Below are 12,269 nucleotides of genomic sequence, written 5' to 3' on the forward strand. Positions count from 1 at the left end.
CGACAGTCCACAACATTGTCAACAATTTCGTAGACGGGAATGGGGTGGATGTGCCGGGAGCGGCAGTGCGCTCCAGGGCGGCCGCCCCACCCCGCCACGCGGACCCGACGCGCGCTCGCGCCGGAGGCGGCCGGTGTCGTCGTTCCGGTGGATGGTCGCGACCGTGCTGTGGCCCGGGCCGCCCACCGCACCGTCGCGCTCGAGGTGGAGGGCGGGCGATGGGCGCCGTGTCCCACATCGTCGGCTCGGACGCCGCCGTTGGCCATGGGAGGGCCGCGGCGGCGACGCCCCCCGCGGCCCGGTGCAAGGCGTGGAAGGAGTCCGGCGCTCCGGTTCGAGCCGCTCGGCTCCGGTCTGGACGGCGGCCCCGGCGTCCAGGGGTTCCGCCTCGGGCTCGCCGAGCGGGCAGGAGGGGAGGATCAGCGCCGGCTCGTCGTCCTCCTCGGGTCCGCGCGGCGGCGCAGCGGGGCGGGGACGGCTCGCAGCGGCTCCGCTCCTGCGCGTGGGGCCGCCGCCCAGGCGGGTGGCCCGGCTCCCGGCGCGGGAGCCGCGACACCCCGGGCGTTCGTCAGACCGCCTTCCCGGAGCGCTGGCGCGGGGCCGGGGGCGGGGCTGTGCTGGCGCGCTCCACCAGGCGGGTGGGCACCAGCGTGGTGCCGGGCTCGGCGGACTCGGTGCGCAGCTGGCGCAGGACGCCCTGCACGAGCCGGCGGCCGACTTCGGCGAAGTCCTGGTGGACGGTGGTCAGCGGCGGCAGGAACGAGCCGGCCTCGGGGATGTCGTCGAACCCGACCACGCTCACCTCCTCCGGTACCGCCCGGCCCTTCTCGTGCAGCGCGCTCAGCAGGCCCAGGGCCATCTGGTCGTTGGCGGCGAAGACGGCGGTGCAGCCGGGCTCCTCGGCCAGGCGCAGCCCCGCGCGGTAGCCGGAGTCGGCCGACCAGTCGCCGCGGATCATCGGCGGGACCGGGCGGCCCGCGTCGGTGAGGGCCGCCCGCCAGGTGTCGGCGCGGCGCTGGGCGGCGAAGGACTCCTCGGGGCCGGCCAGGTGCCAGACCGTGCGGTGCCCCAGGTCGAGCAGGTGGCGCACGGCGGTGCCGGCGCCGCCGGCCTGGTCGGTGTCGACGACGCTGTAGCGGTCGCCGGCGTTGGAGTCGGCCACCGCCACCTGCACCCCCGGCGGCAGCGCCACCGTCGCGGCGTCGAGCAGGTGCACCTCCATGATCACGATGAAGGCGTCGACGGCGAGCTCGCCCAGCCGCGTGAAGGCGCCGCGCACCTCGTCGTGGGTGGGCGCGGCCACCGGCAGCAGGGTGATCGCATACCCCTCCTCCGCGGCGGAGGAGGCGATGGCCTCCAGGGTGCGCACGTTGCCGGTTGTCGACAGCGTGAACAGGACGACGCCGATCGTGCGGAACTCGCCGCGCTTCAGAGCGCGGGCCGCGCTGTTGGGCCGGTAGCCCAGTTCGCGCATCGCTTCCAGGACCTGCTCGCGCGTGTCCGGCACGACCCCCGCGTGCCCGTTGGAGACCCGCGAGACGGTCTGGGAGGAGACCCCCGCCAGCCGCGCCACGTCGGCCATGGAGACCCGCTTCACACGGTGCGGCGCCTGTTCGGCGGCCGGCCCTTCGTCCATCTGCGGCTCCTCGCCCCCTTGACCTGGTCCCACGGGGCAGTGTAGACATCTCGAATCATGATGTTTACGTAAACATACCGCACCTCCTCATGCCCCGCTGGGGGATGTTTACGTAAACACCCCCCATTCGCCGAACGCGAGCGAGGATGATCGATATGACGACGTCGGCCGCGCCCGCGCCGGTGGCCGCGAGGCCGTCCCCGCGGCGGTCGAGACCCCGGCGCTCCTGGACCGGCTGGGCCTTCATCGGACCGTTCATGGCCGTGTTCGCCCTGGTCTTCCTGGCCCCCATCGCGTACTCCGTCTACCTCAGCCTGTTCCAGGACCGGCTGATCGGCGGCAACACGTTCGTGGGCCTCGACAACTACGTGCGGGCGCTGACGGACGCGCAGTTCTGGTCAGGCCTGGGCCGGGTGTCGCTGTTCCTCGTGGTCCAGGTGCCCGTCATGCTCTTCCTCGCGCTGCTGGCCGCTCTGGCCGTCGACAGCGGGCGCCTCTACGGCCGCGACTTCTTCCGCATCTCGATCTTCCTGCCCTATGCGGTGCCCGCGGTCGTGGCCTCCCTCATGTGGGGGTTCATGTACGGCACGCGCTTCGGCCTGGTCGGCAACGTCAACGACGCGCTGGGCGTCTCGCTGCCCGACCCGCTCTCGCCGGACCTGGTGCTCGCCTCCATCGGCAACATCGTCACCTGGGAGTTCGTCGGCTACAACATGCTGATCTTCTACTCGGCGCTGCGCGTGGTGCCCATCTCCCTCTACGAGGCGGCGGAGATCGACGGCGCGGGGCAGCTGCGCACCATCACCGCGATCAAGCTGCCCGCCATCCGCGGAGCCATGGTCATCGCGACGATCTTCTCCATCATCGGCAGCTTCCAGCTCTTCAATGAGCCCAGCATCCTGCAGAAGCTGGCCCCCAACGCGATCACCAGCGACTTCACGCCCAACCTGTTCACCTACTCCCTGGCGTTCGCCGGCCAGCAGCACAACTACGCGGCGACGGTCGCCATCGTCATGGGGCTGATCACGATGGTCATCGCCTACACCGTGCAGCTGCGCGGAATGCGAAAGGGAGCGTGAGCATGAGCACCTCGGCCCCCGCCTCCACGCCCTCCTCCCGCCCCGGCGCCACGAGCACGCGCACCGCCGGCGCACGGGTGCGCGCACCCAGACGCGCCGGGCGGCGCGCCGGGAGCGGCACCGCGCCGCGCCGCAGCGTCGTCCTGACGCTGCTCACCGGGCTCGTCCTGGTCTACTCGCTGCTCCCGCTGATCTGGCTGGCGATCAACGCGACCAAGACCCAGGCCGACCTGTTCGGCTCCTTCGGCCTCTGGTTCAGCGGCGACTTCGCCCTGTTCACCAACATCGCCGACACGCTGACCTACGACGGCGGCATCTTCGGCCGCTGGCTGCTCAACACCGTGCTCTACGTCGTGCTCGGCGCCGGCGGCGCCACCCTGCTGGCCGTGCTCGGCGGTTACGCCCTGGCCAAGTTCGACTTCCCCGGCAAGCGCGCGGTCTTCGCGGTCGTCATCGGCGCCGTCGCGGTGCCCGGCACCGCGCTGGCCGTGCCGACCTTCCTGATGTTCAGCGAGGTGGGACTGACCAACACCCCGTGGTCGGTGATCATCCCCTCGCTCATCTCGCCGTTCGGCCTCTACCTGATGTGGGTCTTCGCCGTGGACGCGATCCCCGACGAACTCCTGGAGGCCGCGCGCATCGACGGGTCGGGCGAGCTGCGCACCTTCGTCCGCATCGCCCTGCCCCTGCTCGGGCCGGGCACCGTCACCGTCGCGCTGTTCACCATGGTCGCGACCTGGAACAACTACTTTCTGCCGCTGATCATGCTGAAGAACCCCGACTGGTACCCGCTGACGCTGGGCCTGGACGCCTGGAACGACCAGGCGTCCACGGCCGGCGGCGAAGCCGTGTTCGACCTCGTCATCACCGGCTCGCTGCTCAGCATCGTCCCGCTGATCATCGCGTTCCTGCTGCTGCAGCGCTTCTGGCAGTCGGGCCTGGCCGCCGGAAGCGTCAAGGGCTGAACCGGCGCCCTACCGCACACCCGTCCCCCGTCCCACACCCGATACCGGACCCGAACCCGAACACCTCCCCCCCGGAAAGAAGTGAGACACCATGACTCCAGCTTTGCGCACCCCGATGCGCGGACTCGGCATGGCCGCCGCTCTGCTGCTCGGCGTCACCGCCTGCGGCTCCGGCGGCGGGTCCTCCGCCGGCGACGTCCAGTCCGCCCTTGAGGAGGGCGGCAAAATCACCGTGTGGGCCTGGGAGCCCACGCTCAAGTCCGTCGTCAAGGGCTTCGAGAAGGAGCACCCGAACGTCGACGTCGAGCTCGTCAACGCCGGAACCGGCCCCGACCAGTACTCCGCCCTGCAGAACGCCATCAAGGCCGGCTCGGGCGTGCCCGACCTCGCCCAGATCGAGTACTTCGCGCTGAGCCAGTTCGCCGTCGGCGAGTCGGTGGCCGACCTGTCGTCCATGGGCGCCGCCGACCTCGACGGCACGTTCTCCAAGGGCCCGTGGAGCTCGGTGAACCTTGAGGGCGGCGTCTACGGGATGCCCATGGACTCCGGCCCGATGGCGCTGTTCTACAACAAGGACGTCTTCGACGAGCACGGCATCGAGGTGCCCTCCACCTGGGAGGAGTACGTCGAGGCCGGCCGCAGACTGCACAAGGCCGACTCCGACGCCTACATCACCAGCGACACCGGCGAGGCCGGCCTCGCCACCAGCCTCATCTGGCAGGCGGGCGGGCAGCCGTTCGCCGTCGACGGCACCGACGTGGCCGTCGACTTCACCGACGAGGGCTCCACGACCTACGCCGAGACCTGGCAGCAGCTCCTCGACGACGACCTCGTCGCCCCCGTCAACTCCTGGACCGACGAGTGGTTCCAGGGCATGGCCGACGGCACCATCGCCAGCGTCGTCGCGGGCGCCTGGATGCCCGCCAACCTGGAGTCCAGCGTCGCCGACGGCGCCGGTTCCTGGCGCGTGGCCCCGCTGCCGCAGTGGGAGGAGGGCGCGAGCGCCAGCGCGGAGAACGGCGGCAGCTCGCTGGCCGTGCCCGAGGCCGGCCGGAACAAGGAGCTGGCCTACGCCTTCGCCGAGTACGCGACGACCGGCGACGGTGTGGCCACACGGCTCGCCGAGGGCGCCTTCCCCGCCACGACCGCCGACCTGGAGTCCGAGGAGTTCCTCTCCCGCGAGTTCGAGTACTTCGGCGGCCAGCAGGCCAACAAGGTCTTCGCCGAGTCGGCCGGGAACGTGGTCGAGGGCTGGTCCTACCTGCCCTACCAGGTCTACGCCAACGAGGTGTTCAACGACACCGTCGGCAAGGCCTACGTCTCCGACACCACGCTGAAGGAAGGGCTCGCCGCCTGGCAGACGCAGATCGTCGAGTACGGAAACCAGCAGGGCTTCACCGTCAACAAGTGACCGCCCCGCACGCGACGCACGAAAGGAAACCCGGGAACACGATGGCTGCTGCCCGACCCCACCGCTGGCTGCGCTGGCCCGAGAGCACCGCCGGGCGCGGCTCGGGCCGGAGACTGGCCTACGGCGCCGACTACAACCCCGAGCAGTGGCCGCGCGCGGTCTGGGACGAGGACGTCCGGCTGATGCGCGAAGCGGGCGTGAACATCGTCTCGCTGGGCGTCTTCTCCTGGGCCCGCATCCAGCCCGGGCCCGACGAGTGGGACTTCGCGTGGCTGGACGAGGCCATGGACCTGCTGCACGCGAACGGCATCGCCGTGGACCTCGCCACGGCGACCGCGTCCCCGCCGCCGTGGCTGACCACCCTGCACCCCGAGATCCTGCCGGTCACGGCCGCCGGCGAGACCGTCTGGCCGGGGGCTCGCCAGCACTGGCGTCCCACCTCGCCGGTGTTCCGCACCCACGCGCTGCGGCTGGCCGAGACCGTGGCCCGCCGCTACGCCGACCACCCCGCCCTGACCGCCTGGCACATCTCCAACGAGCTGGGCTGCCACAACGTCTACGACTACTCCGACGACGCCGCGGCGGCGTTCCGCACCTGGCTGCGCGACCGCTACGGCACCGTCGAGCGGCTCAACACCGCCTGGGGCACCGCGTTCTGGTCGCAGCGCTACACCGCCTTCGACCAGGTCCTGCCGCCCCGGCTGGCCGCATCCCACCCCAACCCCACTCAGCAGCTGGACTTCAAGCGCTTCTCCTCCGACGCGCTCAAGGAGTACCTGCGGGCCGAACGCGAGGTGTTGGAGTCGGTGACCCCCGACGTCCCGATCACCACCAACTTCATGGTGATGGGGGAGACCCGGGGGATGCACTACGCGGACTGGGCGGGCGAGGTCGACTTCGTCTCCAACGACCACTACGTCCGCCCCGGAGCCCAGGCCCTGGACGAGCTGTCGTTCTCGGCCAACCTCACCGGCAACATCGCCGGCGGGCGCCCGTGGTTCCTGATGGAGCACTCCACCAGCGCCGTCAACTGGCAGCCGGTCAACCGCGCCAAGGCGCCCGGCGAGCTGGCGCGCGACTCGCTGCTGCACGTGGCCCACGGCGCGGACGCGGTGTGCTTCTTCCAGTGGCGCCAGTCCGCCGCGGGAGCCGAGAAGTACCACTCGGCGATGGTGCCCCACGCCGGCCCCGAGAGCGCGGTCTTCCGCGCGGTGGCCGACCTGGGGCGGCGGCTCGACGGGCTCGCGCCGCTGGCCGGGTCGCGCCGCAAGCCCGCACCGGTGGCGATCCTGTTCGACTGGGAGTCGTGGTGGGCCAGCGAGCAGGACTCGCACCCCTCCTCGCTGCTGCGCTACCGCCAGGAGGCGCTGGACTGGTACTCGGCGATGCTCGCGCGCGGCGTGCGCGCCGACGTGGTACCGCTGGGCACCCCGCTGGAGGACTACCGGATGGTGGTCGCGCCCATCCTGCACATGGTGGGCGAGGACCAGGCCAAGGAGCTCGTCCGCTACACCGAGGGCGGCGGGCACCTGGTCACCACCTACTTCTCCGGCGTCGTCGACGAGAACGACCACGCCTGGCTCGGCGGCTACCCCGGCCCGCTGCGCGAGCTGCTGGGCCTGCGCATCGAGGAGTTCGCGCCGCTGCTGCCCGACGAGCGGGTCCGCCTCGACGACGGCTTGGCAGGCACCCTGTGGAGCGACGACATCACGGTCACCGACCCGCAGGTCGAGGTGCTCGCCTCCTACGCCGACGGCCCGCGTGCGGGACAGGCCGCCATCACCCGCCGCAGCGCCGGCGCGGGCTCGGCCGCCTACGTGTCCACGCGGCTCGGCGCCCAGGGCCTGACCGGCGTCGCGGCCCGCCTGCTCGCCCAGGCCGGTGTCGCCGGCGAGCTGCCGCCGCGGCTGCGCGGGCGCGTCGAGCTGGCGGTGCGCGCCGACGACGCGGCGGAGTACTGGTTCCTCGTCAACCGCACCGCCGAGCCGGTGGACCTGGCCGACCTCGGCGGGGACCCCCTCGACCCCGCCGGCGCGCCGGACGGCGGCGCCCGCCTCCTCCCGCCGCGCGGCGCGGCGGTGCTGCGCCGCCCGGCCGCCTGAGCCGGCGCACCGCGCCGCACCGCCGTCCCCGTCCGTCCCGCCCACCGCCCCGCCGGGGCGGTGGGCGGGACGGTGGGACGGTGGGACGGGCTCAGTGCTCGTGGTCGTGCCCCTCGTGCCCCGGCGGGACCTCCGGGGAGGAAGTGCCGGACGGGTCCGCCGGGGACGGCTCGGCGGAGGAGCCGGCCGAGGATTCGGCCGACGGATCGCCGGACCCGTCGCCGCCGTGGTCGTGGCCCCCGTGGCCGGACTGCGAACCGCCGGATCCGCCGTGGCCCCCGGACCCGCCGTGGCCGTGCTCGTCGGACTCGGCGACGGCGGCCGCGGTGGCGAAGGTGGCGGCCAGCACCGCCGCGGCGGCGACGCCCATGGCCGCCGCACCCGGCTCCGGCCTGGCGGTGCGCCACAGCAGGGCCGCCGCGACCGCCAGGATGAGAACGGCTTCCAGGCCGGCGTTCACCAGGCCGGTGGTCCCCACCGCCTCGGGGGTGCCGGCGTGCGGGCCGAACGGCATGCCGGCGACGCGGCTGAAGCCCCACAGTGCGAGGGCGCCCGCGTTGGCCGCGGCTCCGGCGCCGAGCAGCAGCGGATCGCTCCAGCGGAGCACGGCCACGCCCCACAGCACCTGGAATACGCCCAGCAGAACGAAGAAGACGCCCGATGCGGGCCATTCCGAGGCGTGCACAGGTGCCATGACGACGTGGATCTGGGCGGCGGCGATGGAGGCCGCCGCGGCGATGTAGCGCGCGGTGTGGCCGGCGCGCCGCTTTGGGGCGCGGCGAGACTGGTTCATGGTGGACGAGCTCCCGATCGTTCGTGCGATAGCGGGCCCGTAGGCCCGAAGGACCCGGGCGCGGCCGTGCCGCGCCGGCGATGCCGTGCCGACAGCGGCGCCGGTCCGCGGGGGACGGGCGCCGGGCGGCGGCGGGCATCTAGACCCGCAGAACCGAGAGTTCGGCCAGGCGCAGCCGGGTGCGCCGAAGGCGCCTGCGGCGGCGCCGCCGTCCGCGGACCGCGATCGCCCGCGGCGCTGAGGGCGCAGGGACGCGCGGGCCGGCCGAGAGGAAGGCCGGCCACAGGACCATGGCGAACACGCCGGCCGCCGGAGCGACGCCCATGCAGTCGGCGTGCGCGTGCGCCCCGGCGTCCTCAGCCGGCTCGGTGAAGCCGCAATCGGACTCGGAGCCGGAGCCGGGGATGGAGGCGGGGCGGGGGGCGGACTCGCCCTGGGAGGATGCGGCGTGCTGGTGGTGATGTCGGTGCGGGTCGGCGGGCGTCCCGTGGTCGGCGTGGTCGGCGCGGCTTCCGCCGGCGCCGTGCCCGGCCGACACCGTCAGGTAGTGGACCCCGTGGCCGGTACCGGCATCAGCGCGGGCCGCGGCCGGGGAGGGCCCCGCCGCGGAGTGGGGATGTCCGTGCGTCAGTGCGCCGCCGACCCCGTGGACGGCCGCGACGGGCAGGAGCACCAGGACCAGCACGAGAAGCGGCCGCACTGCGGCGGCCGCCTTCGGGGCGCTGGAACTGAGCGGCATCTATCCTCGGAGCCTGGGGAGGATGCGCGGGACCGTCGACCGCCTCGGTGCCGATCGAGGGGGCGGCCAGGAACTCTACCCGGTCGCGCGGCGCCTGCCTAGATCAGTACAGATCCCCACGAATCCGACATTCTCCCCGTGTGCGCCCCGCACGTGCGCTTCCGGCGCGGAGCTCTCTCCCGAAGGCTTGGGACCCGGCTCGGCGGAACGGGGCGAGTGCCGGGAGCCGCGGATGGGGCCGGAGTCGCGTAGAGCGGGCTCAGCCGCTCGGCGGGGCGCCGGCGAGGCGGTCGAGGAACTCGCCGAGCAGCGCGCGTTCGCCGGCGGTGAACAGGCCCTCCGCCTCGTCGAGCACGGCCTTCAGCCCGGCCGCGCGCTGGGCGTGGTCGGGCGGTCCGGGCGGCGCCGCGCCGGTGATGGCGCCGATCGCCGCTTCGCGCAGCCGCCGCGACAGGGCGGGGTCCCGCTTTTCGGGCGGGGCGCTGATGAGGTGGAGGACGGCTCCGCTGCCGGCGGCGTGGATGGTCTCCGCCCCGGCCTCGACGCTGACCGCCAGCCTGCCCGCCTCGGCGACGCGCCCCACGAGCATGTGCAGCCGCTGCGACGCCCGCTCGGCGGCGGGCGAGCGGCGGCCGGGGTCCGGCTGCCCGTACATCAGCAGGTAGTGGGCCGGGTGGCCCAGACCGAACTCGACGTGCCCGTCCCAGCCCGTGCGCAGGTCCTCGACCGGGTCGTCGGTCAGCGCCTGGTCGTACTTGCGCAGCAGGTAGGTGTCGAACCCGTCGGCGGCCACGGCGTCGAGGAGGCCGGCCATGTCGGTGAAGAGCCGGTAGATGGTGGGCGGCTGGACCCCGGCCGCCGCGCTCACGGCCCGCGTGGTCACCGCGTCGCGCCCCTGCGACTGCAGCAGCTCGGCCGCCGCGTCGAGGATCCGCCGGCGCACCTCGTCCCGTTCGTTCACCGATCGATGGTATCAGCGGATTGGTATCCCTGATCTGCGAAAGTCGGTGGTCTGGGCCTCTTGGCGCTGGTCAGGGGCGGTCGGCCGCCGGGAGGACCGCCGACCGGACGGCGGGGGGCGAGCGCGCCCGCGCCGTCGCTTCAGCCGGCCGCGGTCCGGTCGGCGGTGACCACGACGGCGGTGTAGGGCATCGTGAAGGCGCCGCCGAAGGCGTCGACGGCCGCGCCGACCCCTTCCAGCACACGCTCCAGGTCCTCGGGCGCCAGCCGGGTGTGGCCGCCGGTGGTGGGCACCTGGTCGAGCCACTCCTCGCGGGTGTAGGTGCGCTCCCAGTCGAACCGCCACCGCTCCGGTGCGCCGAACGCGCCGGAGTCCCGGATCCCGTCGGCCGCGCGATCGCACATCGCCTCGTACGGCTGGGCGCCGGTCGCCGCCCACTGGGCGCGGGCGAGAAAGTCGGGCAGAACCCGGCGGTAGACGGCGTCGAACGCCTCGGCCAGCGCCTGCGGCGGCCGGGCGGCGTTCCAGAACACGGCCAGGCGCCCGCCCGGCCGCAGTATCCCGGCCGCCTTCGCGGCGCCCGCGTCGGGGTCGACCCAGTGCCAGGCCTGGCCCGAGACGACGGCGTCGAACGACCGGCCCGCGGCATCCCAGGACTCGAACTCGGCGACCTCGACCTCGGTGCCGTGCCGCCGCGCCCATTCGGCCATGCGGGTGTCGGGCTCGACACCGAGCACGCGGCAGCCGGCCGCCTGGAACGGGCGGGCCGAGACGCCGGTGCCGCAGCCGGCGTCGAGGACATCGGGGCCGGGAAGCGTGGCGGTGATCGCCCGGACCAGGGCTTCGGGGTAGCGCGGGCGGGCGCGGTCGTAGCGTTCGGGATCCGTGCCGAACGACTCCGCGACCTCGCGCGCCCGGTGGGGCTCCTGGGGCTCCGGCGGCTCGGGGGGAGTGGGTTCCGGCCTTATAATGGGCATGTGCCCACACTAGTGGGCGCGTGCCCACCTGGCAATCGGGTGGGGCGGGGACCAGTGGGGAGGGATGCACCGGTGCCGACCGGGACGGCCATCCGCGACGTGCGCGATCAGCTGTTCGGCGCCGCGGAGCGGGTCCTGCTGCGGGACGGGCCGAACGCGCTGACCAGCCGCGCCGTCACGGACGAGGCGGGCTGTGCCAAGGGCGTCCTGCACCGGCACTTCGCCGACTTCGACGCGTTCCTCGCCGAGCTCGTGCGGGACCGGGTCGCCCGGCTCGACGGCCACGCCGCCGCGCTGCGCGGAGCCGCGGGTACCGGCACCGTCGTCGACAACCTCGCCGGTGCGCTGGCGGAGCTGTTCGATTCGGTGGCCGTGGCGGTCGTCAGTCTGGTGATCTCCCGCGACGGCCTGCGGGCCCGGCTCCGCGAGACCACGCCGACGGGCGTCCCCCTGCTGGTCGAGGCCGCGGCCATGCTCGCCGACTACCTCGCGGCGGAGCGCCGACTGGGGCGCATCGCCGCGGAGACCGACGTCGAGGCGCTGGCGCCGGCGCTGATCGGCTCCGGGCACCTGCTCTTCGCCGACCGCGCGAGCGGGCCCCCGGACACCGCTGCCGTCCGCAAGGCCGTGGCGGCCGCCGTCGCCGGCTGCCTGCCGTAGGCACGCGGACACCGCGCGCGGGGCGCGGCGCGACCGGGCGCGGCAGGGCGCTGGCGAAACTCGGAGCGGGGGCGGAAGGCGAACACGCGGCGGGCGGCCCGCGACCGGTGACGAAGGCGCGCTGCGGGGCGGCGGCAACGTCGTGCGGCGCGTCGGCGACCCGGTCCACCGGCCGGCCACCGCGGCGGCGCCCGCCCTGCACAGGCTGCTGCGGCACCTCCGCCGCGAGGCCTTCGAGTGCCCCGAGCCACTCGGCTCCGACGAGCGGGACACCGAAAAGCCCACCTGCGTCCGCGGCGACGTGCACGGGCGCTCCCGACCGCTGCGCTCCGGCGCACGGCTGGTGTCGGCGGCCGTGCTGCTGCGCCGCCTGCGCGACACCGGCGCCGCGTTCGCGACCGGCGCCCGAGGGCCGGTGGCGGCTGCCGCCCCGGTCGCCGCCGAGGTGACGTGCCACGGCGACGCCGCCCCCTACAACCGCGCCGTCCGCAAGCGGTCGTGATCATCGATCGACACCGCCCACCCGGGGCCGCGCAGCGGGGAAGCGGCCATGCCGCCTACCGGTGCGCCCCGTTGCACGCGCCGTCCGCCCCCGACCGCTTCGGCATGGTGGAGGAGCAGGGCCACCGCGCCGCCTTCGTCCTCCGCGCCACCGCACCCGGTCGGCGCCCTGCCTCACCGAGACTGCGGAGGATGTCTGCGGCGGTTCAGTGCCCGCATGTACGTACGCGCCGCGGAGGGTCTTCCGCCTTCCCCCGCCTTCCGCGCACTCCGCCGAGGGCCACGCCGGCTGCCCTGCCCCCTGCGTCCGCGGCCCGTCTAGATGAGTGAGTCCGAAGTCTGATCAGGTCGCGGACACAACGAAGGGTGTCGCAGAGTCTTGCTGTGACACGAGACCTGGACACCCTTCTGACCGCACTCTATGCCTTCCTCGACGACCACGTCG

11 protein-coding genes are annotated in these 12,269 nt (G+C 73.9%); 6 read left to right on the top strand and 5 right to left on the bottom strand.

All coding sequences use genetic code 11. The annotated features are described in order from the left end of the window. Positions 1 to 568: 568 nt before the first annotated feature. On the bottom strand, positions 569 to 1,636 hold the full coding sequence (locus tag ABD284_RS16515) for a LacI family DNA-binding transcriptional regulator (RefSeq protein ID WP_344144313.1): 1,068 nt from the start codon (positions 1,634 to 1,636) through the stop codon (positions 569 to 571). Between the two features lie 155 nt (positions 1,637 to 1,791). On the opposite strand from ABD284_RS16515, the gene ABD284_RS16520 reads away from it, so the two are divergent. The 4 genes from ABD284_RS16520 (at position 1,792) to ABD284_RS16535 (ending at position 7,193) form a co-directional block, all read left to right on the top strand. After that, positions 1,792 to 2,715: a carbohydrate ABC transporter permease gene (locus ABD284_RS16520; protein WP_344144316.1), complete on the top strand. Its 924-nt coding sequence runs from the start codon at positions 1,792 to 1,794 to the stop codon at positions 2,713 to 2,715. Between the two features lie 2 nt (positions 2,716 to 2,717). Further along, positions 2,718 to 3,680, top strand: coding sequence for a carbohydrate ABC transporter permease (locus tag ABD284_RS16525; RefSeq protein WP_344144320.1), 963 nt, complete (start codon positions 2,718 to 2,720; stop codon positions 3,678 to 3,680). A 91-nt stretch (positions 3,681 to 3,771) separates the two neighbouring features. Then, a complete protein-coding gene (locus ABD284_RS16530) occupies positions 3,772 to 5,091 on the top strand; it encodes an ABC transporter substrate-binding protein (RefSeq protein WP_344144322.1) in 1,320 nt (439 codons plus the stop codon). 41 nt (positions 5,092 to 5,132) lie between these two features. After that, positions 5,133 to 7,193 (top strand): beta-galactosidase, encoded by a 2,061-nt coding sequence (locus ABD284_RS16535; protein ID WP_344144325.1) that lies wholly within the window; start codon positions 5,133 to 5,135, stop codon positions 7,191 to 7,193. A 91-nt stretch (positions 7,194 to 7,284) separates the two neighbouring features. On the opposite strand, the gene ABD284_RS16540 is transcribed toward ABD284_RS16535, so the two are convergent. From ABD284_RS16540 to ABD284_RS16555, 4 genes are all read right to left on the bottom strand, one after another. Further along, the gene (locus ABD284_RS16540; protein ID WP_344144328.1) at positions 7,285 to 7,986 is read right to left on the bottom strand and encodes a hypothetical protein; all 702 of its coding nucleotides are present in this window, start codon (positions 7,984 to 7,986) and stop codon (positions 7,285 to 7,287) included. A gap of 139 nt (positions 7,987 to 8,125) precedes the next feature. After that, on the bottom strand, positions 8,126 to 8,725 hold the full coding sequence (locus tag ABD284_RS16545; protein WP_344144331.1) for a hypothetical protein: 600 nt from the start codon (positions 8,723 to 8,725) through the stop codon (positions 8,126 to 8,128). A gap of 259 nt (positions 8,726 to 8,984) precedes the next feature. Next, the gene (locus ABD284_RS16550; protein WP_344144334.1) at positions 8,985 to 9,686 is read right to left on the bottom strand and encodes a TetR/AcrR family transcriptional regulator; all 702 of its coding nucleotides are present in this window, start codon (positions 9,684 to 9,686) and stop codon (positions 8,985 to 8,987) included. Positions 9,687 to 9,826: 140 nt separating this feature from the next. Beyond that, complete coding sequence (locus ABD284_RS16555) at positions 9,827 to 10,663, bottom strand: class I SAM-dependent methyltransferase (RefSeq protein ID WP_344144337.1); 837 nt, start codon at positions 10,661 to 10,663, stop codon at positions 9,827 to 9,829. 72 nt (positions 10,664 to 10,735) lie between these two features. Between ABD284_RS16555 and ABD284_RS16560 the strand changes: the two genes are divergently transcribed. Then, positions 10,736 to 11,323, top strand: a complete 588-nt coding sequence (locus ABD284_RS16560) for a TetR/AcrR family transcriptional regulator (protein ID WP_344144340.1) — start codon at positions 10,736 to 10,738, stop codon at positions 11,321 to 11,323. Between the two features lie 142 nt (positions 11,324 to 11,465). Beyond that, the gene (locus tag ABD284_RS16565; RefSeq protein ID WP_344144343.1) at positions 11,466 to 11,825 is read left to right on the top strand and encodes a hypothetical protein; all 360 of its coding nucleotides are present in this window, start codon (positions 11,466 to 11,468) and stop codon (positions 11,823 to 11,825) included. Positions 11,826 to 12,269 lie beyond the last annotated feature (444 nt).

It is taken from the genome of Streptomonospora arabica (genome assembly GCF_039531585.1).
In the GTDB taxonomy this organism is placed as follows: domain Bacteria; phylum Actinomycetota; class Actinomycetes; order Streptosporangiales; family Streptosporangiaceae; genus Streptomonospora; species Streptomonospora halophila.

What these genes read in the sequence shown, in the direction of transcription:
- ABD284_RS16515 (WP_344144313.1), bottom strand. Translation starts at nt 1,636, where the DNA reads ATGGACGAAGGGCCGGCCGCCGAACAGGCGCCGCACCGTGTGAAGCGG.
- ABD284_RS16520 (WP_344144316.1), top strand. Translation starts at nt 1,792, where the DNA reads ATGACGACGTCGGCCGCGCCCGCGCCGGTGGCCGCGAGGCCGTCCCCG.
- ABD284_RS16525 (WP_344144320.1), top strand. Translation starts at nt 2,718, where the DNA reads ATGAGCACCTCGGCCCCCGCCTCCACGCCCTCCTCCCGCCCCGGCGCC.
- ABD284_RS16530 (WP_344144322.1), top strand. Translation starts at nt 3,772, where the DNA reads ATGACTCCAGCTTTGCGCACCCCGATGCGCGGACTCGGCATGGCCGCC.
- ABD284_RS16535 (WP_344144325.1), top strand. Translation starts at nt 5,133, where the DNA reads ATGGCTGCTGCCCGACCCCACCGCTGGCTGCGCTGGCCCGAGAGCACC.
- ABD284_RS16540 (WP_344144328.1), bottom strand. Translation starts at nt 7,986, where the DNA reads ATGAACCAGTCTCGCCGCGCCCCAAAGCGGCGCGCCGGCCACACCGCG.
- ABD284_RS16545 (WP_344144331.1), bottom strand. Translation starts at nt 8,725, where the DNA reads ATGCCGCTCAGTTCCAGCGCCCCGAAGGCGGCCGCCGCAGTGCGGCCG.
- ABD284_RS16555 (WP_344144337.1), bottom strand. Translation starts at nt 10,663, where the DNA reads ATGCCCATTATAAGGCCGGAACCCACTCCCCCCGAGCCGCCGGAGCCC.